Consider the following 26,480-nt stretch of genomic DNA (forward strand, 5'->3'; position numbering starts at 1 on the left):
TAGACCTATTGCGCTTCCCTCAATTCAACAACGGGCGGCTCTGGGCTCGGGAATACGGCGATCCGGAAGATTCCAAGATGTTCCCGATCCTGCGCAGCTATTCACCCTACCATAACATCCAGCCAGGCCGCCGATACCCGGCCATACTGATCGGGACGGCAGAAACTGACGATCGCGTCGCGCCCATGCACAGCTTGAAGTTCGCCGCGCGCCTGCAAGCGTTGGCCGCCACCGATAAGCCGGTGTTGCTCGAGGTGCAGATGAAGGCCGGGCATGGGGCGGGGACAAGGCGGTCCTCGGTCGCGAATGAGGCTGCGGATCGGCTCGCCTTTTCGCTCAAGAATCTCTACATGCGCCTGCCACCAGGCTTCGGTCGTCCTTAGTCTTACTGCGTGTGCGCCGGGAGGCCGGCAAGGAGTAGATGGTGAGAGTCCACTACGATGAAGGAGTAGCGTCCCACATCGGCCCCGAGCCGTGCGGCAGCGTCCGTGAGGGCGCTGGCGAAGCGTCGGCAGGGGAGCATGCAGGCCAGCCATTGAGCCGCGAAAGAAGATTATTCCGGGAGCCGACGCTGTACTCAGAGCGGAAGGCGACGCGGACGGGTGCGATAACGCGAGCACCTGGACGTCCCGGCGTGGTCGCAGACCCTGGCATGTATGGACGTTCCTTGCGCGGAAACCGGGAGCTCTCGAGGCTGACCGGGGGACGGTTCGGCCGCCCCGGCCCGCACCGGGAGGCCGTGCTTCGACAGAGCCAGGATGGCTGCATTGGTCTCCTCGCGGCGCAAATAGCCCTCATACTGGAGGCGCTCGGCGGCTGTGAGCAGCTTGGGATCGATCGTGGTCGCACCGATGACGGCGCGTATCTGGCGCATCGATTTGCGGACGGCATCGAGAAAGCCCGACTGGCGCTCTCCATTAGATGCCAACGATCTGCGACCTGAACAGCGTGCGGCAGGGCCTTTGCTGCCGCTTCGCCATATCCTCCACCACGGTCACGGGCGACGATCGCGATCGTGGGATGCGCAGCGAGCCAGGCTTGGGCGGTCGCGGGCGCCCGGTCCGGCAGCAGCGTGACGATCCGGCGCCTCTCCAGGTTGCAGATGATGCTGGCGTACCGGTGATTGCGCCGCCAGGCCCAATCGTCAATGCCGATGACCCTGAGCGGGTCAGCTGGGGGACGGCTACGGCGTCGCACTACGCGCAGGAGCGTGTCTTTGCTCACCGGCAGCATTAGCCGTTTTGCGAAGCCGGCTGCCGGTCGGCCACCAAGCGCCAGACCGAGATGATGGACGATAGAGTCCAACCTCGCCGTCCTTCGCGCCGACGGCGCCAGAACCTCCTCGGCGAAACGCTCAGTGAAGATTTGGCGCCCGCACAAGACTGCGTCGCAGCGGAAGCGGCGGGCGATCACCAAGAGCTCTACGACCCGCCCTGCGAGCGGCAGATCGGTCACGCGTCGCCGATACCGGCTATGAACACGTCGAGAACTATACCGCACGATGGACACAGACCAACGCTTCCGGACGCCCGGACCGCAATAACGGCCTTATCACCTTCGTAGTACGCACTCTCTACAACAAACCCACGCGGCACCAGACTGGAGCGGTGGAGTGCTTGCTGCATGGCGCTGATTCTCCCCCAACCAAAGCGCCAGACATCTCTCAAACTGCATCAAAAGTGAGTCAGAGCCAAATTTGAACGCCGATTGACAGTTGACCCCGTTGCACCGCGCGACCTCGGAAATGCTCGTCTCCGGATCGGCGCGCTCGACCACGATCCGCGCCTTCTCCGCATCGCTCCAACTGCGCCGTCACCTCTCCCCCGTGATCACATCGATCCGCTGATAGGAGTCGGCATCATGCCTGTCTTGATGTCTGTCTTGATGCATGGAATGAGTGTCCCTCGCGTTGTCTAATCCAAGCGCGAGTCTCGCTCATCCCGTCCCCCTAAACCAGGTGGAGTCGTCGTACCGCTATCCAATCAATCGCATCCCAAGCAGAAAATCAGGAGAATCGAGTCAAGAGAGCAATCTGCGCTGCTCTGCCCGCTGGACCTTCGCCGTGACAACCCGCCTCATCACCATCGCTACTACCATCACCGAGTGTTGCAGCACGTCGAAGACCAGCCCTCGTTCTTCAAGCAAGGTTTCACCGCGTGCAGCGAGCTCGTCAAACGCGCTCGCACAAACATGTTTTGCCGGCCTTCCGCTTTCGGTCTCCGCCGCTCCCAAGGAGGGGGCCTATCACTTTTGGCAGGAGACTGTGGGGACTCAGGTCAAATACCATAAAAATAAAGGGCAACACCGAAGGATAACAACACCGAAGAATAAGATGACGAGATGTACCAAGTACCAGTTGATGAATTGCGCACGACGTCCAGTGCAGCTGTCGGAATAACCCTCAAGGAGGCCGCTTACATATTAGACCAAGCGCAACATCGTCCTTTGTTACCTACGGAGCTTAGTGAGTTCATTGGTGCGATCAACACGCCCGATTTTGAGAAGATTAAGGCGGTGGTTCTTGACTGTTCTGCCAGTATCAGGACGCGGAAGTATGGTCGCTCTGTTACCACACTGTCTCCCGTGGAGGTCACCAATCGATGTGCATCCAACTGCGATTTTTGCGGCTGGCGCGCCGACAATACGCAAATGGGCCGTCTAACTATTGATGAGGAAATCGTTGATATTCAAGCTCGATATTTGCTTGAGAAGGGCATAGAGGATATCGAACTAGTTGGTGGCGACGACATTCGATTTGTCCGTGATGCTCTTCCAGTTCTCCTGCGGAGGCTGAGATCGCTTGCCCCTCCAACTAGTGCTCGTCAGCTGTTGTTTTGCACAATGGCACTTACGGAAACGCAATATCAGACGCTGGCTGCCTGCGGCGCTGACGGAATGATAATGTGGCAAGAGACATACGATGAGGCTGTGTATAATCAAAATATTTCGCGCGGGCCAAAAGCGTACGGAATCGACGATGATTTCCGTATTGTGAAGAATGGTAATGGTTTCTTATTCAGGCTGCAGAGTCAGGATCGAGCAGCCAGAGCTGGTCTAAATCTTTCAGTAGGAGCAATGCTCGGTCTAAACAAAGACGTTGCGTTTGACGTGTTGGCGACCGTGCACCACGCAAGGTATCTTTGCACGACGTATGCCCCCGTGAGGCCGTTGATTATCGGCATGCCCACTTGGAATAAAATAACAACGCCTGAGACAGATAATCGTCCCGAGCAACTCTTAGACATAGAGGAATGTTTCTCATTCTTCGCTGCACTTTACCTCCTGGCCTTATCGGATCTAAACGTCTGGGTATTCCCCACCTGTCGTGTTTCGATGGCGTCTCATATCGAGGCGGTAAAAGTCGCAGGCGCTTATACTTCCACAGAAGTAAGAACAGGGCCGGGAGGATATTTGGTTAACGCATTGCGGAATGTAGAGCCCAAAGTACGCCAAACTATAATCGACAATATGCACGGTGAATTCGGCAACGAAAAGATCAGTGCAAATGCTCTGGTGAAGCGCCTCGATAGTTTTGAGCAATTCCAACATTATTACTATCCTCACGAGGAGTTTACGCGTGCGCTAGCCGTTGCGGGGATCAGTCTCACAAGGCGTGATGGTGCGGTCGAGCTACCTGCTGTTTAATGGGTTGCGACCAACTGTGGAGCCTGAAGGGGGAGGTTCTCTGTCTGACACGCGGCGTTGCCTCAACGTGGTCGGCGGGCTCCTGAGTTTTCTCCATCAATGGATCGTGGCGCAGCGTCTCATGGTCGTTGAGGTCCTCGTAGCCGAGAGCGATGGCGAATATCCGTTGCCCCACCAGCGTCGCCACCGAATGTTCGACGTGGGCCTGGAATCGCCGATCGACAAAGCATGATGTTGCGCAGCATGCGGATCTCGGCGGCCAGTAAAAAGGCCACTCCGACATAAAGTGGACTGGAGCATGCGAAACTTCTCTTCGCCGGATTCCACTCAATGGGCTGTTCGCAACATTGGCGTTAGCCGCGGCGAATTACCATGCTGTATCTCACCAATGACCTTGAAGCCGTGGCGCTGGTAAAAGGGAATATTTTCCGGGTTTGAGCTTTCGAGATAGGCGGCAGTGCCCTCCGAATCACATCGCCTGAGAGCGTGTTTCATCAGCAATGTGCCAAGCCCCTGTCCGACCCAGTTCGGATCGGTAGCAATGAGAGGCAGATACCAATGTGGCTCGGGTGGATGATGTTCGGTCATTCCAAGCCGAAGCTGCGCCATATCTTCGCTGATCTCCGGACGTAGGGAGTGAGCCATAATTGCGTCGAGTGCCACCTCATTTTGCTGCACGCCGGGCGGCAGCCAGAGCGCCGCGGCGTGCCCCCCTCCCGTCACGTATGCCGTGCCATGTTCGAATGCTCGTCCGCCGCAGGCCTCAACGAACTGAGGCATGCTCGTAAGATATTGGTCTGGAGCAGGCCAGCTCCATCGAGCCAACGGATCTGCGGCAAAGCCGAGCACCAGTGTCCAGACGGTGGTCGCCTGCATTTTTGCGTGCGCAGATTTGATGTCCGTCTCCGCTGTCATGATGTCTGTTCCAAGTCTCAATCTGGGCGTCAGAGTTGCAAAGCTAGAACGGACGACGAGTCCCTTTGAACGTGCGCAGAAGAGCGCACCAATGGAGGTTTCGTCGACTGCATCTAGTTTCTGTTTCAAGCTCTTCTTTTTTCTCAGACGGTCGCGTTAACGATCCTTGGGGACCAAGCTCGTCAGCGGGTTAACCTTCTGCATCTTCTTGCCGAGCTTAGGTGCTTCCTGGGTCTAGGAGCGTCATCACACCCTTCCTAAGGCAGGCTGGCTTGTCCGCGTCGAGCGTCGGCAGCCTGCAACCGCCGCTCGTAGCGAGCGACACAGGGACTTTTTCTAGTTTGCGATGAGAGGAAATCGCGGGTCTACGCTCGGTAGGACAGCTGCGCCTGAATCGTGTTCCCGATTTTGTCGCCGGGCAGTTAGCAAGCCTCGCACGTTGAGGCCGTAGATCGGCAATCGCCTGATGTGATAACATCTGGACTCCCGTGCGCTGTTCTAGATGGGGTCTCTCGTTCAAAACGCATGCCAACTGCGGGCCTCGGTGAGCCTATCCTTTGAATGTTCGAGCACAGACATTTTCGGCATAAGTGGCGCTTGATCAAGAATTAGCTATTCTGATCCTTTATCGACGTCGTGCTGGCCATGGCGGAGCCTCCAGGGGCGGCATAAGAGCTATCGCCGAAAGTTGGTGACGGTGGGAATCGGGAAGGCGGCACATCATGGGGGTGCTTGACGCCTCCAACTTCTCCACCGAAAGGAGCGATATGCCGTGTCCAAAGATAACATCATCCAGCTGGTTCAGCCAGGAAACGTCGACGACCAGCTCACCTAAATCTTGCGCAACGGGGCGCGTGCCCTGTTGGCGCAGGCGGTCGAGGCCGGGGTCGCAGACTTTCTCGGCAAGCGTGCCGATTTCAAGACTGAGGACGGCCACCGGCGCGTCGTCCGCCACTGTCCCGCGGTAAGCAATGCGGCGACCAAGGCGATCCGAGAGGAAATCCGCAATTGGCAACTTCGTTGTCGTGTTGACAGGTGGATATGACCCAGCCGGTCCCGAGTCCGCGCTGCTTACGTTGAGCCGCCGCATGGCGACCAAACTCAATCAGGCGGGTCTTGGCCGTATGGAGCGTTAGCTCGAACTCCTCCAGTCTCGCGCGCATCGCATCGAGGAAACGACGTGCGTCATCCTCGCGCTCAAAGCCGGCCACTACATCGTCCGCGTGGCGCACGATGATCATGTCGCCGGAGGCCTCGCGCTGTCGCCAGCGCTTGGCCCACAGGTCGAGAGCGTGGAGAGTAGGCCGAAGGAATTGCACCTTCGGCCTCTCGCAGAACGGTGCGTGAGCCTCTCGACTCACACCGCTCCCATCAGACAAACGCGCCGATACCTCCAAAGCGCCAGTGTGCGAACAAAGACGGGTTCTGCTTTGCAATTCTTTGCATAAGCATGCTTGCCCGCACTTTGTGGCCACTCAGCCGCCTGTATTTTCGCATGATCCAGGCACGGATCGTGTAGTCTACCGACGCTTCGCCGACACCCTCGCGGAGGCCTGCGCACGGCTCGGGGCCGATGTGGTTCGCTACAACTTCATCGCAATGGACTTTCACCATCTACTCCTTGCCGGTCTCCCGGCGCACCCAAAGTAGTGCTAACGCAGGTTGGATTGATCTGTATCTACGATGACCGGTGATCGCGCCCGTCAGGTGGAGACAAATGCCGATCTGGCTTCCTTTACGGATCCGGAGATAAACCTGTGTACCTCCTGGATGCGCCGCGTCTCGTGCGTGTCGGGATGAGACGTTATCCAATAGTTTCGAACGAAACGAACCTCTGGTAGCAAGCGTCTCAACTCGGGATATCGCTGCGCCGCATAGTCGTGAAGAATGCCAACGCCGTGCCCAGCCCGGACGGCCTCCATTTGTGCGACCACGCTTCCGCATTCGTATCGACGCGACATCAGCCGACCGAGAACAGAGGCGTAGTCCAGAGCGCGACTGTAAGCAAAATCCTCGACATGCGTTACGAACAAGCGGCCGGCCAATTCGGCCTGGCTGGCGATGGGTCCCTCGCGTTCGAGGTAGCTCTCTGCGGCGTAGACGCTCAGCGTGTAGTCCGTCAGCTTCGACAGGATAAGTCGCCCCTGCTTGGGACGATCCAACGTAATCGCGATGTCCGCCTCGCGCCGGGACAGCGAAAATGTTCGGGGCAACGGAACGAGCTGAAGCACCAGCTTTGAATGACTCGCGGCGAGCGCTCCGAGACGATCCGCGAGAAAGTAGTTTCCCAGGCCGTCAGGGGCGCCGACGCGCACGGTGCCAGTGATCGCCTCCGTGGCTCCTCCAATGCTGGAGCCAACTCTGAGGAACTCGCTCTCGGCGCGCTCGGCGGCAGCGACCAGCGCTTCCCCTGCTGAGGTCAGAGTGCAGCCGGTTGTGTGTCGTTCGATCAGCCTGGCGTTCAGGCTTCGCTCGAGCGCCGTAAGCTGTCGCGCAACGGTCGCATGATTGAGCCGTAGGCTTTTCGACGCTTTCAGGATCTGTCCCGCTCTTGCGACTTCCAGAAATATCCGAACCCGTTCCCAATCCATCGACTACAACTTCCGCACAACGGAGCCGCGAATTCGGCTGTTGAGGTGCGATTTTATGCGCTCCATACCCGCACGATCAAGCTTCGTTTGGAGAAATAAGACCATGCAGACGACTATTGCGAATTTTATCAATGGTGAGTTCGTGCCAAGCCAGGGCCCCCGCACCACGGCCGTTTACAATCCGGCCACCGGCGAACAATCGGGAATTCTGGGGCTAGCATCAGCACAAGATGTTCGATCCGCGGTGATCGCTGCTGGGAAGGCATTCCCGGTTTGGGCGAATACACCTCCTCTACGACGCGCTCGCATCCTCAACCGCTTCCTTCGGATTCTAGAGGACCGCATCGACGAGCTCGCGCAGATCATTACCGCGGAGCACGGCAAAGTCCTTTCAGACGCCAAGGGCGAGATTCAGCGCGGCATGGAGGTGGTGGAGTTCGCAACCGGTGCACCGCAGCTTCTCAAGGGCGAGGTCACAGAGAACGTCGGAACGCGCGTTGACAGCCACTCGCTCCGTCAGCCACTCGGTGTGGTCGCCGGGATCACGCCGTTCAATTTCCCGGCCATGGTTCCGATGTGGATGTTCCCGGTCGCCCTCGCCTGCGGCAACACCTTCATCCTCAAACCCTCCGAGCGCGATCCTTCCGCGTCCCTAGTCCTCGCGCAGTGGCTGAAGGAAGCTGGACTTCCCGACGGCGTCTTCAATGTCGTCCAAGGTGACAAGGAAGCCGTGGACGCGCTCTTGTCTGATCCCGATATCGTTGCCGTCAGCTTCGTCGGCTCGACCCCAATCGCGCGCTACATCTACGAGACGGCGACCCAGCACGGAAAGCGATGCCAGGCACTTGGCGGCGCAAAGAACCACATGATCGTCATGCCAGATGCCGACATAGATCAGGCCGTCGACGCGCTGATGGGGGCGGCTTATGGCTCCGCCGGTGAGCGCTGCATGGCAATCTCGGTGGCAGTGCCCATCGGCGACACCACCGCCGACAGATTGATTGAAAAGCTGGCGCCAAAGGTCCGCGCGCTGAATATCGGACCGGGAACGGATCCCGACGCCGAGATGGGACCTCTGGTGACTAAGCAGCACCTCGACAAGGTCCGCGGATACATTGATGCAGGCGTCGGTGAAGGTGCAAAGCTTGTCGTCGATGGCCGGGATTTTCGGCGTCAGGGGTATGAAAAGGGATACTTCATCGGCGGATCACTCTTCGATAACGTCACGACCAGCATGAAAATCTACAAAGAGGAGATCTTTGGACCTGTGCTCGCCATCGCGCGCGCCAAATCATATGACGAAGCAGCCGAGATGATCAACGAGCACGAGTTCGGCAACGGCACTGCCATCTTCACGCGAGACGGCGATGCGGCCCGAGAATTCGCGCATCAGATTCAGGTGGGCATGGTCGGCATTAACGTGCCAATCCCTGTGCCAATGGCATTTCATTCCTTCGGTGGCTGGAAGGCATCTCTCTTCGGCGATCATCACATGCATGGTCCCGAGGGGGTGCGCTTCTATACCAAGCTCAAGACGATCACCACGCGGTGGCCGACCGGCATTCGATCGGGTGCCGAATTCGTTATGCCGACGATGAGTTGATCTAACAGCAGGCGAAGATCGCATCGGTCTTCGCCTTCGCCTTTCGGGCGAGTGGTGAGGGATTCTCTCTACACAAACCTCAGGGAAGCTCAGCGCGCATCTTCGCGGCAAACTCGCCATATGTCCCGGCAGGCTCGTCGAGTACTTTACCGCGCAGCAAGCTTAATGTTGATCCGTCGGGCGATGCCGTTCGACCAGGTCGATCCGCATGCTGGAATTTGAAGCCAGTCGAAGCCTTGATTTCATCGAGATCGTATCCGGGGTGAATGCTGTCGAGAATGAACCCCGGATGCGACTTGTCGAAGCGAAAGAGGCCCTTGCCTGTTAGCAGTGCGATCGGCCCCCCACTTCTAGAGACCCCCCTTTCGCTCACGCCGGGCGCGCTCACAAAATCAACTTTGTCGACGAGAACGCGCGGCGAATGTTCCTCGCGGAAGAGTATGACCCGAGGAACGACAGAATACGGATATGCCGACCCGAAAGATCCGGGCCAGCGCACGTCCGACTGCGGATAGCCGCCCGCGCCCACGAGATTGACGTTACCGACCCCATCGATTTGGCCACCGCCAAGGAAAAACGCATCAATGCGTCCCTGCGCTGCGCAATCGAACAACTCGGCCGAGCCATTGGTGAAGAAGTTGTGTTCAACGGATCCCAGTACCGAAATGCGGGGGACAGGCTCTCCCTTGGCAGCCTTCATTGCGCGCAGGAGCATGGCCCCAGCGGCAGGGATCGGCGACGAGGCGCCTACGGCTACATGCTTGACGCCGTCCAATAGCTGCGCGATGGCGTAGATCAAGATCTCGCGGGAAAGGATGGCAGTCACGATACTGCCTCCACGCCGACCTCGGCCATGTATCTGAAAAATCCCTCGGCTGTCCGCGCTGCCTGCGCATAGCGATTGAGCTCGGCCACGTCCGGGGGATATTCGCCCCATAAGCCGTATGGCCAAGCGCCCCGTGGAGCTTGTCCGACAGCCCCAATGTAGAGGGCTGGCAACACGCCTGCCGCCGTCAGCTCATCCGCCAGTAGATTCTCCTCCACGATGCGCTCAACTGTGACTAATGTAATAGTTGACGCATAGGCCATGGCCGCGAGCTCGCGACGACGACCGATCCAGACGTTCCCGAAACGGTCAGCCATCGGAGCGTGAAAGATAGCTACGTCTGGCTTGATGGCTGGGATCAGGACGATGGGATCTCCGGCATCAGCAAGCGGATTGTCGAGGACGCGCCAGTCTTTCCGGTGCCGAAGGAGGTCCGTTCCGATCAACCCTCGCATTGGCAAGAATGGAATGCCTTTCTGCGCGGCCATCAGGCCGGCATGAATTGCAGGACAGGTCGCGTCCTTTAGGCGAATCGAGCCGTCCCTTACGGCGGCATTGAATCGAGGCGCGCCGCCCGCCTCCCCCAACGAGACCGCGCTCGTCTCGACCGTCCCGACCAAACCAGCTCCGATGAGTTGATCAACTTGCAGGCCTCCAGTCGGCACACAGACAAGATGAAGGTCACTCGCACCACGCCTGATCATTTCGCGCGTCATGGCCATCGATACGCCGGCGTAGTCTACTGGCAGCGCGATGGTCATTCCGCGCTCGATGCACTTCGCCAATGCACCAAGAGAGCTCGCCAAAGATGCCTCCGCTTGCTTCACAGTAGGGAACGTTCGTACGGGACTTTGTCGGCGAGCGACCAATCGTCGGCCGGGGTCACCCAAGGTCACCCCAATGCAGCGCACTGATTGCAATCAGCGCCGAGCGAGGCGGCGCTGATCACTGCGTTGAACGGCGAGCACCCGCAATGATCTGCGCAGACTTTCGAAATAGCTCGAGCTTCTACGCGCGCGACGCCATCGACCCTTGCAGTCTGGCCAGCTTGTATTCGCTCTCGTGGCTGCCTGGCTTCAAAAGGCTCCGCTCCTGAAGTAGGCTCTGGGCGAGTGGAAGCTTGTTCGCGCGAAGAGCCGCCTCAAGAAGATATTGATCGAAGATGTCGCGCTGGGCGTGACTTGCACCGATCGGGCCGGTGACGTGACGCAGCGGCAGAATTCTGTCCACGACATCGTCATATCGACCTTGCTCGAATGCAATGATACTCTCGCAGAGCGGAACGCCGAGCTTACGGATAACGCCGCTTGCGTAGCGAGCCTCGTCGCCGGCATATTTCTTCATCGACTCGATTACCTCGTGGGCCAGCTCGAAGCGACGCTCATGCGCCAAAGACATCACACAATGAACATCGGTAAAGATTAGCGCGTGATCATCGATGTGCGTCTCGGCGTGATCGGCGAGAGCCCCCCAGCGGTTCCCGACATCGACACCACAGAATTCGAGCCGAGCTAGAAGAGACGCGGCGTTCTGAATATCGAGATAGAAGTCGGATTTGTCGCCTTTGATGGCCTCATCATAGAGCTGCAGCGCGCCATCGAGGCGTCCCGCGTCGATATTGAACAACGCCTTGTGCCACCACAGGTGACGCCGAAACGGATTTCTATCGTTCCACTGGTCGAGAGGATGATTGAGCCATTTCAGCCCCTCGCCATGACGACTTTGCATCTCCAGCACGTGCGCGACGGCATGCAATGCCCATAAGTCGTCTGGGCAGATCTCGACGGCCTCGCGTCCACAACGTTCGGCGTTCGCGTATTCACCGTTCTCCTCAAAGCCAAACGCAAGCATGCCCAGAACGTTACCGTAGCCGGGCATGTCTTTGCTCCAACTCGCCAGCACGGATGCGGGAACCGCGCGCAGTGCGCGGGTTTGTCCCATCCAGAAGCAGTTGAAGTGATGAAGCCGCAAGGCGAGAAGGTCGTGGGGGTGCTCGAAAAGAATTTGCTCCCAGCAGGTATTTGCGGCCATAAGGTCGCCAGCAATCCAGAGGCCCAACGCTTCGACATGGCGTCGCTCGCGGCTGTTTGCATTGCCTAGGGTCGATTGAGCATCCTTGAAAGCAGCACGCGCCTTGTCCATGACCAAGAACGTGCCGAAGACCATGAAGAAATAGCCACGCAAGCAATGCGCCAGGCAGAACTGCGGATCGGCATCCAACGCTTCCTTTGTCAGGGGCATTGCTGTTGTCCGGTACTCGAGAAAGCTCTTGACCGCCCGATTGTAGGAAGTCACGGCGGCCTCGTTCTGGCTGCTAAGTTCCAAACCTCGATCGTCGAACATAGGACCTCTAACTCAGTCGTTTCTGTTGAAGATAGTCGCTGCCAACGTTTGAGGCCCTTCCCGTCTCGGGCGCGACAGGCGCGAAGCGGAAGAGATTCTCACAATCAAGCGGTTGCGCGCTTCCGAATTAGCCCGGAGACGGCCCTACGAAGCTATTGCTTGTGTGCACAATCGCCCGCACGTAGCGCGCAAATCTGCACTTCGCTGCCTGTTCTTGGGATTGCATTTGCGACGCCCACTCGGTTGCGCTTGGAGCGCCCCTATTTCGCGCCATTTGGCAACTTAAGCAAACGAGATAAATTCACGCGACAGTTCAAAAATAGTGAAGTCAAGGTCGCGGCCGGCCACCGTGCAGAGGTAAGGCCGCTCGGCGGCATCGCTGCTCTCTCGTCCGACAGCATTCGCCATTGAAACGAGCAGCCTGAGAGCTCATTCGGTGTACTCCAACCGGAAGCCTACACGGAGGCAGCGTGGCCATGGCCAATCATTTGTGCGATCGCCTCGCTCGAATATCCAAGAACCTCAGACAAGACTTGGCGAGTGTGTTCACCCAGCGCCGGAGCGGGGGACTGCTTCCCAGCGTTCACATTGATTGGGAGAGTTCGTGGCATTCTTACTGAGCCCAAGATCGGGTCGTCGACAGCGTTCAAATCTCTGGCGCTCAGATGTTCGTTGCTGGCCATATCCTCAATAGATTGGATCGGCCCGACGCCAAGCGATTTCGATTCGAAAGCTGCGATAACGGTCGTCCGATCTCTTTCCCCGATCCAGGTCGCGACCTGGGTCTCAATCTCGTCGCGATGAGCGGTGCGTTGCGAGAGGGTAGCGAATCTAGCGTCGGAAGCCCAGTCAGGACGGCCGACCAATGCTGCGCAGCGCGCGAATTGTTCGTCATTCTGAACGGAAAGACATATCCATTTGTCGTCCGCAGTCCTGAAATGCCCCGTTGGTGCCCCTCCAAGACTGTGATTGCCGTCTCGCTGCCAAGCCTCTCCAGTAGCCTCATAGTAGGAAATGAGTGGCGCAATCATTCGGAACGCCACGTCATAGAGCGCGACATCGACCGGCGACATCGGCTTCATTCCGCCATTTCGTTGATAGAGCGCCAACACCGCGCCGAACGCGCCAAGTACTCCCGTCATGAAGTCGCAGACCGGTACGGCACCACCTGCCCTCATGGGCGGTCCATCGCGCTCACCTGTCAAGTTGCTTAGCCCGCAAAACCCCTGCGCGACCGGATCGTACCCGCCCCGCTTCGAATTTGGCCCAACTCGGCCGAACGCAGAGACATGCACGACGATCAATCTCGGATTCAACGACTGGAGCGCTTCGTCGTTGAGTCCAATTTTGTCTAGTACGCCTGGCCGCAGGCTATCGATGAGCACGTCGCCGGTCTTCAGGAGATCCCGCAAGATAGCAAGGCCACCGTCGCGGGTGATGTCCAGCACGACGGACTTCTTGCTCCGGCTGTTTACCTGCCAAAATGCGCTGATTCCATTGACCATGGGGCCAAACTGCCGAAGTACGTCGCCTCGTCCTGGTCGCTCGATCTTGATTACTTCTGCTCCGTTGTCAGCAAGCAACGTACCCACGAAAGGTCCAGCTATGAGCTCTCCTAGCTCAATCACACGCGTCCCGGCGAGCGGCTTTGCGAAGGAAGTCGTCATGATGGAAGTGCCCCACTTACAATAGTACGTCGATTACACGACGCTTTCGAAAAAGAGCCCGGCATGTACATTTGCACACGCCGGGCTCGAGTAGCGGGGCCTGCGAGCCCCTGATCCGACCGGGAGGACGGCCGAAAAACGTATCTCCGCTTTCGAACGAGCGGCGCGCACCGTCATGAGCCCTCATCCTAGGCGGACGAGGCTCGTAAGCCTCATCCGGCGAGATGGTCGATCGGACGGCGCCCAGCCCGCTGACGGGCATCCTATTCAGCAGCATCGCGGCCTTGGCTTCGCTCGACGTGGGCATAACCGTCACGTGTCTGCGGTATCTTCATGCCAAGCACGCGCGAGGCCACCAAAGTTCTGAGCACTTGAGCGGTCCCGCCGGCTATGGTGAACATGCGAGCATCTCTCACCGCGCGTTCCATGGGATAATTGCGCGAGTATCCCCGAGCGCCGAAGAGCTGCAATGCCTGGTTGGTGACGTTGTTGGCGGTCTCGGAAGCGATGATCTTCGCTTGGGCGGCCAAGAGAGGGTCCGGAAATGGATTCGCACTCAAAGCAGCTTGATGCAACGACAGGCGCGCTGCATTCACGGCTACGGCCATGTCGGCCACCATCCATTGCAATCCTTGAAATTCCGCTATCGGACGACCAAACTGCTCACGCTCCTTCACGAAAGCAAGAGACTTTTCGAATGCGCCTTGCGCGATGCCGAGCGCCACGGTGCCTGCGCCAACGCGCTGGCTGTTATAGGCGTCAATGAGATCAGCGAAGCCACGACGAAGCCCCCGCGGCGGCAGGACGAGCATATCGTCCTTGACCTCCAGATCTTCGAAAATGATCTCTGTTTCCGGAATTCCGCGAAGGCCCATCGCCGGCTCGCGCTTGCCGACCTTCAAACCCGGGGTCCCAGCGACGGCCAAGAACCCTCCGATCCCCTGCTCCGCTCCCCGTTCGTCGAAAATACGGGCAAAGATCAAGTGCAGCTTGGACACACCACCGCCAGTAATCCAGTGCTTCTTGCCATTGATGACATAGGTGCCGCCACGCTTGTCTGCACGCGTTGTCATCTCGGTAGCGGCCGAACCGGCATTCGGTTCGGTAATGCAGATCGCGGGCTTGTCGCCGGCGAGCACCAACTCCGCCGCCATCCGCTTCTGCTTTTCGGTACCGTACTGCATAACGGCCGAGATCGCGCCCATGTTGGCTTCGACCGTAATACGCCCGGTAGCACCGCAGACGCGGGCCATTTCCTCGATGATGAGGGCGGCCTCAAAGAAGCTACCGCCGCGACCGCCATACTCCTTAGGCACCGTGTACCCCATGAACCCAGCTTCGGTCAGCGCCTTCACGTTGTCGTAGGGATAGGCCTCCGTTCGGTCTACCTCCGCAGCCTTTTCGGCGAATTTGGACTCTGCAAGCTCGCGCGCAGCGGCTTTCAGCTTCTGTTGCTCAGGCGAGAGCTTCATATCCATAGGGGTGAATCCTCTTCGGGTGCGGGACGGTCAGCCGTTTTCACTCCGCGAACTATCGAAAGGCAAACGAATATTTTGCGAGCCGGACTTCAAAATATGTTAAGTTGGCCGTCATGAGCATCAGACAGCTTCGCACACTCGTGGCCATTGCAGACGGCGGCAGCTTTAACGCGGCAGCCCAGCGGCTCTATATGACCCAGTCGGCGGTCAGCATGCAGATGAAAGCCTTGGAAGTCGACATGAGAGCCAAGCTTTTCGATCGGACCATCAGACCGCCGGTTCTCAATAGCAACGGCTGGCGCCTTGTCGACGAAGCTAGACAGATTATCGAACGCTACGATGCTCTTCGGCTACTTGCATCGACTCCTTCGACGGGCCTTACGGGTTCGTTGCGGCTTGGCGTTATTCCCTCCGTTGCGACGCACCTTCTTCCTCAAACGCTATCAAAATTGCGGAACGAGCACGCGAGCTTGAGAATTCAAATTCAAAGCGGTCTGTCTCCCGAACTTGCCTTTAAGGTTGAGGAAAAGCGCTTGGATGTTGCGATCGTTACGGAGCTAGAACGTCTGGATCCATCAATCGCCTTTGAGCAGATATCGGAAGAAGAACTTAAGGTTGTCATTCACAAGGATTTGGCCCGCGGCTCGATCGGGGAACTGCTGCGAACATATCCGTTCGTTCGCTTCAATCCTGCCATGGGAGTTGGACGGGTAATCGATTCGACGTTGCGCGCACGTCGAATTCTGGTGAACGATTTTATGGAGTTCGACTCCATCGAGACAATGATCAGCATTGTGAAGCTCAAGCTCGGCGTGACCATTATTCCCGTCGGCTTGTTTTCTCCTGACCTCAACGCCCTCAAGTCGATTTCTTTCGATCCGCCCGTTCATAGACGAATCGGGATTCTGGCTCGCCGTGGGACGATTGATGCTCCTACCGTTCGCGCAGTCGCTGACGCATTCAAGTCATTCATAACGGCGCCCCGCTCCACGCCCCGCAAACGTAAGCGATAGCCAGAGCGGCGTAGTGGCTATTCGACTTGAACACCCGCTCCCTTGATAATGGGAGTCCAACGGTCAATCTCCCGCCTAACCAGGTCTCTGAAGGCTGCTGGTCCCTTATCGTTTGGAGCGGGGGCGTCGGCACCGAGGTCAGCAAGTCGTTGCTGCGTCATCGGATCATCCAACGTTTTCGCCAGAGCTTCGTCCCCGGCGCTACTTGGGAGGGATGCACCCGCTTGGCGTGCTTCCGAACCGCTCGCGATAGCGGGTCGAAAAATGCGCCTGATTGCTGAAGCCACACATGAAGGCGACCTGGCCGATATTGACCCGGCCGACGCCATCCCGGTTGCCAACCACCAGCAGCCGGTGCGCCTCCAGTAGCCGCATTTCCATAAGCTCCCGCCGGAATGTCGTATCATTGAGTTGGAATATCTTCTGCAGGTATCGCAGCGAGATCTTGTGAGTCTTGGCCACCAGGTCGGCTGACAGATCCGGATCGTGAATATGGCGCTTCATGAAGCCGCGAATGCGATCGAAAAGCACGCTCGCCAGTGGTTGCCGAACCAGGTCGAGATTGCCGCGCTCATCGCCCAATTCGAGCATAAGGCAGATCATTTCGATGACCGCATCCTGCAGCCGAACCGTATCCTCGCAGTTCTGGACCTTCAGGAGCTGAAATCCGAGCTGGCTGACGATTGGGACCAGATGCGGATTGGCGATGTTCAGACGCGCGCACCGCGCATCGATATTCTTGACGCGATATTTCAAGGCATCGCGTTGAATCTTGACAGTGATGTTCTCGGACCCGTCGGGAACGTCGATAACGTAGTCGTCGGCCGAGTTGACCAGAAATACGTCGCCGGGTCCGACAAGGCCCGTCCGGCCCCGCTGTTCGAATTGCATCTGCTGGCGAACCGGAAACAGAAATGCGAAATCCTCGGACCGGTCGATCTTGGCGGCGTGCTTGCGCCGGATCACCCGCTGCGCATCGGCACGAAAGTTCGAAATCCCCAACGATTCAAACTGCCAATTGACCAGACTGCCGTTCAAGGGCGCGTCGCCGGAACGCTTGATGTCGAGCCGAAAGTAGACCTCGGCCATCGCCTGCCGCCACGACTCCAAGGTCTTTGGAGCAGTCAAACCGGCTGTCGAGAACGTTTGGATTTGCCCCATCTAGACCACCCTGAGTTTCCTTAGGACCGTCCACTACTGGTCAGCTTAGCGAAGGCACGAAATATGCCAAGGGGCCATGAAATGCTGCATCGCAGCGAGGTCGAACTGATCCGCTACCAATAAGAAAGTACGCTTTGGGAAACACAACTGTGCGTCCCCGAAAAAGACAGCGGGGTCAGACCGTCTCTAGTCTTCCGATCCAGCGAACATGCACAGGCGGCATGTTGCGCTGGACCTCACCGACAGGGGACTTTCGATGAGTAGCGATCTGACTCGCAGAAGGGTACTTCAGGCAATTCCGAGCGGCGTTGCGGCTTCCGTCATCGCTGCTCCCTACGTCTCAACGCCGACCAAGGCGGCGACGTCCGATCCGATCCTGCTCGGCGTTCCGACAGCACAGACGTCGAAGGCCGGGGTCGCCGATCACCTCGACTATCTCAACGGTACTAATCTCGCGATCGAGGAAATCAACGCTGCGGGCGGCGTGCACGGTCGCATGATCAAGGCGGTGGTGGTCGACATCGATCCACTCTCACCCGAAAGCGGGCAGGTCGCGATCAACCGGCTGATCGATGCCAAGGTACACGCCATATCGTGCGCGTTCACGCTGACTGCCGTGCCGGCCATGGAAGCGTCGGTCGCCTACAAGGCGCCGATTCTGTGGGGCACGACGCAACGCAACCTGACGGAGCTTGTGGCGAAGAACCCAGAAAAATACAGCCACGTGTTCCAGTCGGATCCGTCTGAAGCGCACTATGGCTGGACGTTTCCGATCTTCCTGAAGACGATGAAGGATTCAGGCGGCTGGAAACCACTGAATAACGGCGTCCACATTGTGCAAGAGCAGATCGCATACAACCAGACGATCTCGAAGTGCCTGCAGGAGGCATTGCCGAAGAGCGAATTCAAGCTCGCGGGCATCACCAACATTCAGTATCCGGTGCAGGATTGGGGACCGGTCATCGAAGAGATCAAGAGGATCGGCGCCGGTGCCGTGATGATCGATCACTGGGTCGCCGTCGAGTACGCGGCGTTCGTCAAACAATTCCAAGCCAATCCCCTCAAAGGTGCGCTGGTGTACCTTCAGTACGGTCCCTCGCAGCCGGAATTCCTCGAGCTTGGCGGACCTGCATGCGAAGGTTTCGTCTGGAGTACGGTGCAAGGCGTCTATGCCGACAAGCAAGGAATGGAGTTCCGCAACAAGTACAAGAAGAAATTTCCCGGCATCATGGGCGTAGCCTACACCGGCATCAGCTACGACAGCACCTACTATTTTAAGCTTGCCTGGGAAGCCGTCGGCGATCCGAACAAATTCAAGGAGGTGGCCGACTGGATCCGCACCCATCCTTATCGCGGCGTGTGCGGCATGATGAACATGAACAACCCGTTCCAGGAATGCTCTCACTTCCCGGACGATGGTCATCCGGTTACCGCAACCAAGCTGGAGGACGGCATAGCGCAGCTCTACTTCCAGGTGCAGGACCAGGAGCACAAGATCATCTACCCGAACGAGCTTGCCGAATCGAAGCTGCGCCCCGCGCCCTGGTGGTGAGGACTGCGATGCTGCAGGAGCCTGACGATGCTCTCTTTGCCTGCCGGGAAATCGACCTCGACCTGGGGGGCAGACAGATCTTGCTGGGCATCTCGCTATCGGTTCAGCGTGGCGAGGTGCTCGGGATCATAGGGCCGAACGGCGCCGGCAAGACCAGTCTGTTCGAGGTGCTGTCCGGCCGCCTGGCGCCCAAGTCAGGTCAGGTTTTCTTCAACGGCAAGGACATCACGAAACTTGCGTTACATCAGCGGGCGCGGCTCGGCATCGGGCGAAGCTATCAGACACCAGTCGTCCCCGAAGCGCTGACGGTCGCGCAGGTATTCAAGGCGGCACGGCAAGCCTATCACCCCTTCCTCGTGCCGGATCAGGCCGAATGGGGAGCCAATCTGGCGGAATTTCATGTCGCCGGCACCATGATCGCCGAGCAGCTCGATACGCTGGATCGTCGAAAGCTGCTGTTGTCCTGTCTCTTGATGAGGCGTCCGAAACTGCTGCTGATGGACGAGCCGGCGGCCGGCCTGATCAATTCCGAAATCGACGAACTGGATGAGGTTTTGCGGGTCCTTGCCAAGGAGCTGAACATCGCGATCCTGGTTGTCGAACATCGAATGGAGCTGCTTGAAACGATCGCCGACCGCATCATCGTGATGGATGCGGGAGAGATCGTCTCGCAGGGAACACTGACCGATGTTCTTGCCGACCCCAAGGTGCGCGCGGCGTATTTCGAGCGCAGCGCCGAGGAGATCGACGCATGAACAAGCCGGAGCATGCTGTGCAGCGCCGAATAGTCCTCGACGTCAATGGTCTGTCGGCGGGCTGGGGCCCGGTGCGCGTCATTCACGATCTCGACCTGAAGGTTTCCTCCGGCGAACGCGTCGGCATTGTCGGCCTGAACGGACATGGTAAGTCGACGCTTTTTCAAGCCATCGCCGGGCTGACTGGCTGGCAGCGAGGATCGATCCTCCTTGAAGGACATCAAGTGGGGCGCACACGCAGTCAGGGTCCGGGCCGCTATACCCACCTTGTGGTCAGGCGTGGCCTCGCGCTGATTCCGCAGGGCGACGAGATCTTCCATGGCCTCACGGTTGAGGAACATCTGGACAGTGGCGCATTTACGCGCCGCGCGTGGTCGGAACGCTCCGAGCGGAAAAAGAAAGTGCTCGCGATCTTTCAGCCGCTCCAGAAACTCATGAAGGTGCCGGTCGGGCGGTTATCGGGCGGCGAACGGCGAATGGTCGCGATCGGACGCGGGTTGATGGCAGACGCAAGCCTGTTCCTCGTCGACGAGCCATCGCTCGGCCTTGCTCCCAAGATCGGCAAGGCGGTGATCGAAGCGCTATTGGCGGTTGAACTCGGCGATTCGGCGATGGTGATCGCCGAGCAAAACGTCGGCCTGCTGGAAGGACGGGTCGATCGCATCATCGGCATGCACGCAGGCAAACTAAAGGGCGAAGCTTCCGTCCTGCTACCCCACGCATAGGATCTCACGATGGATTTCGGTTTGGTCATAACAAACGCAATCACGCTCGCGTGTATCTACGGCACTCTCGCAATCGGACTTTCCATCACCTGGTCAAGTCTTGGGCTTGTCAACATGGCCTATGGCTTCATCTTCGCGCTTTCCGGCTACGGAGCATGGCTTGCCAGCCTCTACATTTCATCGTCGGCGCCAGTAATCTTCGCCGCCGGCATCCTGACCGGCGCGTTGGGCGGCATCGTCGTTTGTCTGTGCGCCTTCATTCCGATCCACGACAAACCGAGTTTTCCCATTCGCGGCCTCACCGCGGCGCTTGCGATCAGTCTCGCCGGCAACGAACTATTGATGTGGATATTCGGCCCCCGCGCGAAATCACTGCCGCAGCTGTTCGGCTTCTGGAAAGTCAACATATTCGGCGTGGTCGTCACGTCCGACAAAGCCGGCACCGTCGTCTCGGCGCTGTTTCTTCTGACACTGGTCCTGCTGTGGATGCGCTCCAGCCGTCGAGGATTGGAGATCCGCGCCATGATGATGAACCCGCACGCGGCGTCCATCGTGGGAATCGGCGTCCGCAGCACCAGCATCTATGTGATGATCATGACGGGCGGACTTGCCGGGCTTGCCGCCGTGGTGCTTGCGCAAACCTACTGGATTTCGCCCTTTAGCGGCATCACGCCCATGATCAAGGGCCTCAGCATTGCCCTTGTCGGCGGGCTAGGAAGCGTGCCCGGAGCGGTCGCCGGCGCTTTGCTGCTCGGCGTCAACGAGGCTCTCACCGCCGCTTTGCTCGGTGGCCAATACGTTCTCATCACCCAGTTCCTCTTGATCATTCTCATCCTGATCCTGCGCCCGCGCGGCATCGCCGGCATCCTGGACAGAGCGCGCGAGGCTTAAGACGTGTCAGAGACCGCTCCGATCTGGATCGACCCGCTCGGCGACTACGAGACCAAGGTTGACGCGCGCTCGGCGCCCACCAACGCGTTTCTTCCGCCGCAAGTGCCGTGGGACGAGACCACCTCGTTCAAGGCAAAGCTGCATCGGATCGGTCGGCTCAGATACTACTACAAATGGCCGGGACATGGCTCGAGGCTGTGGTGGCGCACACGGTACTGGCCGACGCGCAGGCGCGTGCTTGACATTCGCGGTGAATACAATCGCAAGACCAGCCGGCGGGAAAAGACGATCGTCGACAAGCGGCCGATCTGGTGGGCGATGGCGTTCGCGCTGTTTGCGGTCCTTCCCTTCATCCTTCCGCAGGATACATGGAACACGGTGCTCACGGCGGCAGCACTGATGTGCATCTACGGCTCGATCAACCTCGCCTGGATGCTGATCATCGGCACAGCGGGCATATTTTCCCTTGCCAGTTACGCCGTCGTCGGCGCGGCCGCCTACGCAACGACCTATGCCGCCATTCAACTCGGATTGCCGTGGTGGTCGTTGCCGCTGCTCGGCAGCGTGATCGGCCTGGTGTTCGGCGTGGTTATCGCACTTCCGGCGCTTAAACTCGACGGGCTTTATTATGCGCTGCTGACCCTCGGCATCGTCGAATTGTGCCGCGTCTACGTGATTCAGTCTGGTGAATTGGGTTCGGCCACCGGAGGCCTGTTCGGCGCGCCGAGCTATGTGCCGGATTGGCTATCGCCGCCGCTGCGGCAGATGACGCTCTACTACGCATCCTTCGCCCTGATGATCATCGCGTTGTTCGTCTACCGTTTCGTCGACGGCAAAAGACTGGGGCGGCTCTTGAAAATGGCGCCCGAGAAGAAGGAGGCGTTCGCCGAAGCTTGCGGCATCGACTTCTATCGCGCCCGCATCAACGTGTTTCTGATCTCCTCGACCTTCCTAGGCTTTACCGGCGGCTTCTACGCAATTCATTTTGGTGGCGCATCGCCCAATCTTTTTTCGTTCGACACCGTGCTGCTTTCTCTTTCGATGCTGGTCATTGGCGGTATTGGTCGATCCGAAGGCGCGGTGCTGGGCACAGTCATCGTGGTGTTCATCGATCGCGTGATGATCGGCATCGGTCCGCTGCGCTACGTCCTGATTGGCGCGATCATGCTTGGCGTCGTCCTGTTCCTTCGTGGCGGGATTTTCGGAATCAAAACCCAATTCCGGATCTGGCGCGCCAAGAAGCAAAGCGAAAACCGTTCGTCGAGGGCAGAAAAAGGTGGAGAGATGTTGCCGGAAGAAGCAACCGAGACCGATAACAAGGACGAAATCTACCGGCGCCGTTTCGACAAGGCCCAGCGAGATTTCCTGAAGTGTCTGGTCACCGACACGGTGATCGAAGAACATCGAACGCGTCCGCTTGGTCAGCACAGCGAAGCCCTCGAGCGGCTGCTCATCTATTTCCGCGGTCAAACCCAGGTCGACAAATACGCGATCATGGTGCTGGAGGATTTCAAGGCCTACCGGATCGTCGGTCTCTCGGGGCGCCGCGGCACGCCGCCGCGCGTTGTCGAAGATCGCACCTATCCGAACGCCAACGAAGCGTATCACGCGCTCTTCCTGCGTCGCGTTCAGGATTTGATGGAATCCTAAAGTTACTGAAGGCGAGATCCCGATCCATGGCTGAACTGAAAATATTTGGTTACGCAGACAAGATATCCGTAAAACCGGGAGACACCATCTCGTTCTTCGTTCATGCGGACGGCACGAATGCGGCGCAAGCGCAACTGGTTCGGCTGATTCATGGCGACGCCCACCCTTCCGGCCCGGGCTATATCGAAGAGGAGGTATCCTCGCCGATCAACGGCACCTGGAGGGTGCGAAAGCAATTCACTCAGGTCGGCTCTTTCTTAACTGTCGACGATCCGCAGCGCCGGCTCGCGCTGGACGGCCCTTTCACGCTCTGTGCGTTCGTGTATCCGAACAAGCCCGGACATTCGACGCGCAATTGCCTGCTGGGTCGATGGGATGCCTTTAACAACAAGGGATACGGTATCTGGATCAACGGCGACGGCGTCATCGAATTCGGGTACGGCGACGGGAAGGAGGTCGACTACCTGGTGACCGAAGTCCCGCTGCTCAAGAACAACTGGTATTTCATTGCAGCCTCATATGATCCGAAAACCGGACGGGCAACGATCCATCAGGAGAGCTCAGCCAATCGATACAACAGCCTGCTCGGCAAGGTAGCGGGCCTCGATTTTCGCTCTCGCGTCCGCGAGAGCCTGCGGTTTCGGCCCGACAATCCGCCGGACGTACCCTTCATCGTCGGGGGCGCCCGGGACTTTCACGAATTGCGCGGCCATTTCGTCACCCAGTGCTTTAACGGCAAGATCGACCGCCCCGCCGTCTTCAATCGCGTGTTGACGCAGGCCGAGCTCGACGCCTATCGCACGAGGCTTGAATATCCGAGCGATGCAGTCGTCGCGCTCTGGGATACGTCGAAGGGGTACACCGACAAGGGCATTGGCGACGACGTCGTTGACATCGGTCCGCACGGATTGACGGCACGCGGATACAATCGCCCTGTTCGCGGACAGACCGGATTCAATTGGAACGGCCACAATGACTGCTTCCGCCTCGCGCCGTCCGAGTTCGGTGGCATCGAGTTCCACGCCGATGCCATGATCGATTGCAATTGGGAAAAGACAAAGGAGTTTGTCGTTTCGGATTTGAAGAGTGGCGCATACGCGATCCGGCTCCGCCTTGGTGACGGGAAGGGGCTGCGCGAGGAATACATCGTCTTCTTTGTGCGGCCAAGGCAGCCGAAAGCTCCGATTGCGTTCCTGGCTCCGACGGGCAGCTACCTTGCCTACGCCAACGAACATTTGAGCTTCGACGCACAAATCATGCAGCCGCTGGCCGGACAATCGCCGATCGTTTCAGAGATCGACATCGAACTCTACCAGACCCGCGAATTCGGTCTGTCGTGTTACGACTCGCATGATGATGGCGCGGGCGTCTGCTACAGCTCCTACCGTCGTCCGATCCTCAACATGCGCCCGAAAACGCGAATAGCGGGCATGGGAATCACGTGGCAGTTTCCCGCCGATCTTTCGATCATCGCCTGGCTGGAGCACAAGGGTTACGACTACGACATTCTGACCGAGGAAGACGTTCATCGTGAAGGGCTCGGCGCCCTCACGCCGTATCGCCTCGTGCTTACCGGGACCCACCCGGAATACATCTCCGAACAGATCCTGGACGCAACCGAGGATTTCGTCGCCTGGGGCGGACGGCTGATTTATATGGGCGGCAACGGCTATTATTGGAACGTCGCTTACCGCAAGGATGAGCCGTGGTGCCTGGAAGTGCGCAAACTCAATTCCGGAATGCGGGCATGGCAGGCCCGCCCTGGCGAATATCATCTTGCGACTTCCGGCCAGAAGAGCGGACTCTGGAAGGATCTCGGGCGACCGCCACAAAAGGTTGTCGGCGTCGGTATCATATCGGAAGGTTTTGATTCCTGCCGCCCATTTCGACGGATGCCGGATAGCTGGCATCGTCGCGTCGATTGGATGTTCGAAGGCATTGAAGGCGAAATCCTTGGCGATTTCGGGCTTGCGCACGGTGCGGCCGGCGGCATCGAGATCGATCGCTACGATCTCTCTTTGGGGACGCCGCCACACTCTCTCATCGTGGCGTCTTCGGGCGGCCACACAGACAATTACCAAACGGTCGTGGAGGAGGTTCTCTATCCCTACCCGGGGCTCATGGGCACCTACGACTATCGCATCCGCGCCGACATGGTTTTCTTCACATCGACAAACGGAGGTGCCGTGTTCTCAACCGGGTCGATCGCCTTCGGCCAAGCCCTGCCCTACGCCAACTTCGACAACAACATCTCGCGGCTGTTGTCGAACGTCGTCGACGCGTTTGCAAAAGATGGTCCATTGCCTGCTTCAATGTGGACTCTGGAGGAGAAGCAATGGAGGTAGCGTCAGATATCCTACTTGCGCGGCCTTCAATCGCTCATTTGAGAAGCTGAGGTTCAGACTGGCTCCGGAGCGCAGTCCAGCTGGAGCAGCTCAAGCGCTACCATTGAGCTATTCGCGGTGTCGGCCTGCACTTTTTGAGGTTATTTCGAAGTTTGGCAGACCCTGGCCGACATCAGCGCCCAAGCTATCACCGTGCGAAGATCGGGCTTGGCTGAGATGTATCGGTCCTCCTGATCAATACCGAGGGCGCGACTGATTCAGTGTTCTATGAGGGACTCGTACGCGGTCGCCCCGCGCCGGAATTCACTTCAAGAGCAATAAAATCTTCGACAAGCTGACAGTCGGCAGGACAACGCGGTATCCGCTCCTAACTATCCCTTTACTCCAGAACCGCCTCTCCAGGCCGCCAGTTACACCCCGCCGTTGCAGACGTATCAATGCGATCTCGGACATTTCGACCAATAGTGGGCAGCGCATCGTTACGATCTTGATCGAGGCCTACGACGTGGATGTCCTCGCCACCGCACTATCTCTGGAGGCGTTCCGACGTCGGCGCGCTCGCGGGCCGAAGCATGTATGCCATGGCGCTTCCCACCAGTGCGCGCACGCCAACCCGCAAGGCGGTTTCATCGATGGCGAACTCCGGTGCATGATAGGGAGCTCCAGCACGATCTGAAAAGGGCGAGGCGTTCAATATCCAGAACACCACCGGAATGTTCCATCCAAACGAGCCGAAATCTTCGGAGCCCATGGTAGGACGAATCTCGCTGGTCTTGCCGAGACCTGTTGCCGCTTCGAGCGCCGGGATCACAGCCTTGGTTGCGGCAGGATCGCTCACCAGAACCTCGTAGCCAGAGCTACTCTCGATGGTCACCTCGGCAGTGACTCCATAGCTCTCGGCAATCCTTTGGGCCTTAAGACGAACGCTCTCCTGAGCAATCTTTCGATTTCCTATCGAAAGCGAGCGGATGGTACCCGCGATCTCCGCAGTCTCCGGCAGGATATTGAAGCGATTCCCGCCCTGTAGTTGGCCTACCGTCACCACAATCGGTCCATCCAACGGGTTGGTCTGATTGCTGACGATATTTTGCAGGCCAAGGTGATCTCAGCAGCGGCTAGTACCGCGTCACAGAGGTTTTGACACTTTGAGCTCGGCCTGATTTGGCGATAGGTTTTGGGTAGGTACGGCCCATTTTGTTCGCGGGCTTTCTCGGTTGTGAACATCTATTTTGTCCGGGGCGCGTTCCGCTATGGCGCAACTCTCAGGATGAGAGCGTGTCACCTTGATCGTCGCCGTCCACAATGCGTTGATCGAGGGTA

At 58.4% G+C, this 26,480-nt stretch carries 19 protein-coding genes and 5 pseudogenes; 11 read left to right on the top strand and 13 right to left on the bottom strand.

What is annotated here, in order from left to right:
- A partial coding sequence (locus YUU_RS52340) for a prolyl oligopeptidase family serine peptidase (RefSeq protein WP_035663846.1) occupies nucleotides 1-383 on the top strand: 383 nt, incomplete at its 5' end.
- Between the two features lie 341 nt (nucleotides 384-724).
- Here YUU_RS52340 and YUU_RS56845 read toward each other — a convergent pair.
- Both YUU_RS56845 and YUU_RS62430 read right to left on the bottom strand, forming a co-directional pair.
- Nucleotides 725-1,625, bottom strand: a pseudogene (locus YUU_RS56845) (ISL3 family transposase); the annotation flags it as partial.
- Nucleotides 1,552-1,800: pseudogene (locus YUU_RS62430) on the bottom strand (hypothetical protein); the annotation flags it as partial. The pseudogenes YUU_RS62430 and YUU_RS56845, both read right to left, overlap by 74 nt.
- 540 nt (nucleotides 1,801-2,340) lie before the next feature.
- Between YUU_RS62430 and YUU_RS0131165 the strand changes: the two are divergent.
- The gene (locus tag YUU_RS0131165) at nucleotides 2,341-3,645 is read left to right on the top strand and encodes a hypothetical protein (protein ID WP_156944598.1); all 1,305 of its coding nucleotides are present in this window, start codon (nucleotides 2,341-2,343) and stop codon (nucleotides 3,643-3,645) included.
- Here YUU_RS0131165 and YUU_RS62435 read toward each other — a convergent pair.
- Together YUU_RS62435 and YUU_RS52350 are read right to left on the bottom strand one after the other, a co-directional pair.
- A pseudogene (locus tag YUU_RS62435) lies at nucleotides 3,605-3,877 on the bottom strand (transposase); the annotation flags it as partial. The gene YUU_RS0131165 and the pseudogene YUU_RS62435 sit on opposite strands and share 41 nt — an antisense overlap.
- A 95-nt stretch (nucleotides 3,878-3,972) precedes the next feature.
- Nucleotides 3,973-4,689: a GNAT family N-acetyltransferase gene (locus YUU_RS52350; protein ID WP_371260521.1), complete on the bottom strand. Its 717-nt coding sequence runs from the start codon at nucleotides 4,687-4,689 to the stop codon at nucleotides 3,973-3,975.
- 643 nt (nucleotides 4,690-5,332) lie between these two features.
- Here YUU_RS52350 and YUU_RS56860 point away from each other — a divergent pair.
- Nucleotides 5,333-5,515, top strand: a pseudogene (locus YUU_RS56860) (IS256 family transposase); the annotation flags it as partial.
- A gap of 748 nt (nucleotides 5,516-6,263) precedes the next feature.
- On the opposite strand, the gene YUU_RS0131190 reads toward YUU_RS56860, so the two are convergent.
- Nucleotides 6,264-7,151 carry a LysR family transcriptional regulator gene (locus tag YUU_RS0131190; protein WP_027525878.1) on the bottom strand — a complete coding sequence of 296 codons (888 nt, stop codon included), beginning with the start codon at nucleotides 7,149-7,151 and terminating at the stop codon, nucleotides 6,264-6,266.
- A 103-nt stretch (nucleotides 7,152-7,254) separates the two neighbouring features.
- Between YUU_RS0131190 and YUU_RS0131195 the strand changes: the two genes are divergently transcribed.
- Nucleotides 7,255-8,754: a CoA-acylating methylmalonate-semialdehyde dehydrogenase gene (locus tag YUU_RS0131195; protein WP_027525879.1), complete on the top strand. Its 1,500-nt coding sequence runs from the start codon at nucleotides 7,255-7,257 to the stop codon at nucleotides 8,752-8,754.
- Nucleotides 8,755-8,833: 79 nt separating this feature from the next.
- Here YUU_RS0131195 and YUU_RS0131200 read toward each other — a convergent pair whose 3' ends face one another.
- From YUU_RS0131200 to acdA, 5 genes are all read right to left on the bottom strand, one after another.
- Entirely contained in the window at nucleotides 8,834-9,580 is a 747-nt protein-coding gene (locus tag YUU_RS0131200) for a CoA transferase (protein ID WP_027525880.1), read from the bottom strand.
- Complete coding sequence (locus YUU_RS0131205) at nucleotides 9,577-10,386, bottom strand: CoA transferase subunit A (protein WP_027525881.1); 810 nt, start codon at nucleotides 10,384-10,386, stop codon at nucleotides 9,577-9,579. Before YUU_RS0131205 ends, YUU_RS0131200 begins: the two co-directional genes overlap by 4 nt.
- 202 nt (nucleotides 10,387-10,588) lie before the next feature.
- Nucleotides 10,589-11,923 carry a tetratricopeptide repeat protein gene (locus YUU_RS52360; protein WP_051389979.1) on the bottom strand — a complete coding sequence of 445 codons (1,335 nt, stop codon included), beginning with the start codon at nucleotides 11,921-11,923 and terminating at the stop codon, nucleotides 10,589-10,591.
- Between the two features lie 455 nt (nucleotides 11,924-12,378).
- Nucleotides 12,379-13,590, bottom strand: coding sequence for a CaiB/BaiF CoA-transferase family protein (locus tag YUU_RS0131215; protein WP_035663853.1), 1,212 nt, complete (start codon nucleotides 13,588-13,590; stop codon nucleotides 12,379-12,381).
- A gap of 263 nt (nucleotides 13,591-13,853) precedes the next feature.
- On the bottom strand, nucleotides 13,854-15,068 hold the full coding sequence (gene acdA / locus YUU_RS0131220; protein ID WP_035663856.1) for a 3-sulfinopropanoyl-CoA desulfinase: 1,215 nt from the start codon (nucleotides 15,066-15,068) through the stop codon (nucleotides 13,854-13,856).
- 113 nt (nucleotides 15,069-15,181) lie between these two features.
- Between acdA and YUU_RS0131225 the strand changes: the two genes are divergently transcribed.
- On the top strand, nucleotides 15,182-16,081 hold the full coding sequence (locus YUU_RS0131225; protein ID WP_156944599.1) for a LysR family transcriptional regulator: 900 nt from the start codon (nucleotides 15,182-15,184) through the stop codon (nucleotides 16,079-16,081).
- A gap of 201 nt (nucleotides 16,082-16,282) precedes the next feature.
- Here the strand turns inward: YUU_RS0131225 and YUU_RS61490 are convergent, their stop codons facing one another.
- Complete coding sequence (locus YUU_RS61490; RefSeq protein WP_245288145.1) at nucleotides 16,283-16,585, bottom strand: helix-turn-helix transcriptional regulator; 303 nt, start codon at nucleotides 16,583-16,585, stop codon at nucleotides 16,283-16,285.
- 168 nt (nucleotides 16,586-16,753) lie between these two features.
- Nucleotides 16,754-17,242, bottom strand: a pseudogene (locus YUU_RS62805) (hypothetical protein); the annotation flags it as partial.
- 256 nt (nucleotides 17,243-17,498) lie between these two features.
- Here YUU_RS62805 and YUU_RS0131235 point away from each other — a divergent pair.
- From YUU_RS0131235 to YUU_RS0131260, 6 genes are all read left to right on the top strand, one after another.
- On the top strand, nucleotides 17,499-18,794 hold the full coding sequence (locus YUU_RS0131235; protein ID WP_027525886.1) for an ABC transporter substrate-binding protein: 1,296 nt from the start codon (nucleotides 17,499-17,501) through the stop codon (nucleotides 18,792-18,794).
- 8 nt (nucleotides 18,795-18,802) lie between these two features.
- A complete protein-coding gene (locus YUU_RS0131240) occupies nucleotides 18,803-19,549 on the top strand; it encodes an ABC transporter ATP-binding protein (protein WP_027525887.1) in 747 nt (248 codons plus the stop codon).
- Nucleotides 19,546-20,274, top strand: a complete 729-nt coding sequence (locus tag YUU_RS0131245) for an ABC transporter ATP-binding protein (protein WP_027525888.1) — start codon at nucleotides 19,546-19,548, stop codon at nucleotides 20,272-20,274. Before YUU_RS0131240 ends, YUU_RS0131245 begins: the two co-directional genes overlap by 4 nt.
- A 9-nt stretch (nucleotides 20,275-20,283) precedes the next feature.
- Nucleotides 20,284-21,165, top strand: a complete 882-nt coding sequence (locus YUU_RS0131250; protein WP_027525889.1) for a branched-chain amino acid ABC transporter permease — start codon at nucleotides 20,284-20,286, stop codon at nucleotides 21,163-21,165.
- A 318-nt stretch (nucleotides 21,166-21,483) separates the two neighbouring features.
- Nucleotides 21,484-22,815 carry a branched-chain amino acid ABC transporter permease gene (locus YUU_RS0131255; RefSeq protein ID WP_371260524.1) on the top strand — a complete coding sequence of 444 codons (1,332 nt, stop codon included), beginning with the start codon at nucleotides 21,484-21,486 and terminating at the stop codon, nucleotides 22,813-22,815.
- 26 nt (nucleotides 22,816-22,841) lie between these two features.
- Entirely contained in the window at nucleotides 22,842-25,160 is a 2,319-nt protein-coding gene (locus YUU_RS0131260; RefSeq protein ID WP_027525891.1) for a N,N-dimethylformamidase beta subunit family domain-containing protein, read from the top strand.
- Nucleotides 25,161-25,686: 526 nt separating this feature from the next.
- On the opposite strand, the gene YUU_RS52365 is transcribed toward YUU_RS0131260, so the two are convergent.
- Nucleotides 25,687-26,220 carry a M20/M25/M40 family metallo-hydrolase gene (locus YUU_RS52365; protein WP_371260522.1) on the bottom strand — a complete coding sequence of 178 codons (534 nt, stop codon included), beginning with the start codon at nucleotides 26,218-26,220 and terminating at the stop codon, nucleotides 25,687-25,689.
- Between the last annotated feature and the right edge of the window lie 260 nt (nucleotides 26,221-26,480).

Source organism: Bradyrhizobium sp. Ec3.3 (assembly GCF_000472925.1).
Taxonomy (GTDB): Bacteria; Pseudomonadota; Alphaproteobacteria; order Rhizobiales; family Xanthobacteraceae; genus Bradyrhizobium.

Excerpts from the sequence above, each read along its gene's own strand:
- YUU_RS0131165 (WP_156944598.1), top strand. The coding sequence starts at position 2,341 with ATGTACCAAGTACCAGTTGATGAATTGCGCACGACGTCCAGTGCAGCT.
- YUU_RS0131190 (WP_027525878.1), bottom strand. The coding sequence starts at position 7,151 with ATGGATTGGGAACGGGTTCGGATATTTCTGGAAGTCGCAAGAGCGGGA.
- YUU_RS0131195 (WP_027525879.1), top strand. The coding sequence starts at position 7,255 with ATGCAGACGACTATTGCGAATTTTATCAATGGTGAGTTCGTGCCAAGC.
- YUU_RS52360 (WP_051389979.1), bottom strand. The coding sequence starts at position 11,923 with ATGTTCGACGATCGAGGTTTGGAACTTAGCAGCCAGAACGAGGCCGCC.
- YUU_RS0131215 (WP_035663853.1), bottom strand. The coding sequence starts at position 13,590 with ATGACGACTTCCTTCGCAAAGCCGCTCGCCGGGACGCGTGTGATTGAG.
- acdA (WP_035663856.1), bottom strand. The coding sequence starts at position 15,068 with ATGGATATGAAGCTCTCGCCTGAGCAACAGAAGCTGAAAGCCGCTGCG.
- YUU_RS0131225 (WP_156944599.1), top strand. The coding sequence starts at position 15,182 with ATGAGCATCAGACAGCTTCGCACACTCGTGGCCATTGCAGACGGCGGC.
- YUU_RS61490 (WP_245288145.1), bottom strand. The coding sequence starts at position 16,585 with ATGAAGCGCCATATTCACGATCCGGATCTGTCAGCCGACCTGGTGGCC.
- YUU_RS0131235 (WP_027525886.1), top strand. The coding sequence starts at position 17,499 with ATGAGTAGCGATCTGACTCGCAGAAGGGTACTTCAGGCAATTCCGAGC.
- YUU_RS0131240 (WP_027525887.1), top strand. The coding sequence starts at position 18,803 with ATGCTGCAGGAGCCTGACGATGCTCTCTTTGCCTGCCGGGAAATCGAC.
- YUU_RS0131245 (WP_027525888.1), top strand. The coding sequence starts at position 19,546 with ATGAACAAGCCGGAGCATGCTGTGCAGCGCCGAATAGTCCTCGACGTC.
- YUU_RS0131250 (WP_027525889.1), top strand. The coding sequence starts at position 20,284 with ATGGATTTCGGTTTGGTCATAACAAACGCAATCACGCTCGCGTGTATC.
- YUU_RS0131255 (WP_371260524.1), top strand. The coding sequence starts at position 21,484 with ATGGCGTTCGCGCTGTTTGCGGTCCTTCCCTTCATCCTTCCGCAGGAT.
- YUU_RS0131260 (WP_027525891.1), top strand. The coding sequence starts at position 22,842 with ATGGCTGAACTGAAAATATTTGGTTACGCAGACAAGATATCCGTAAAA.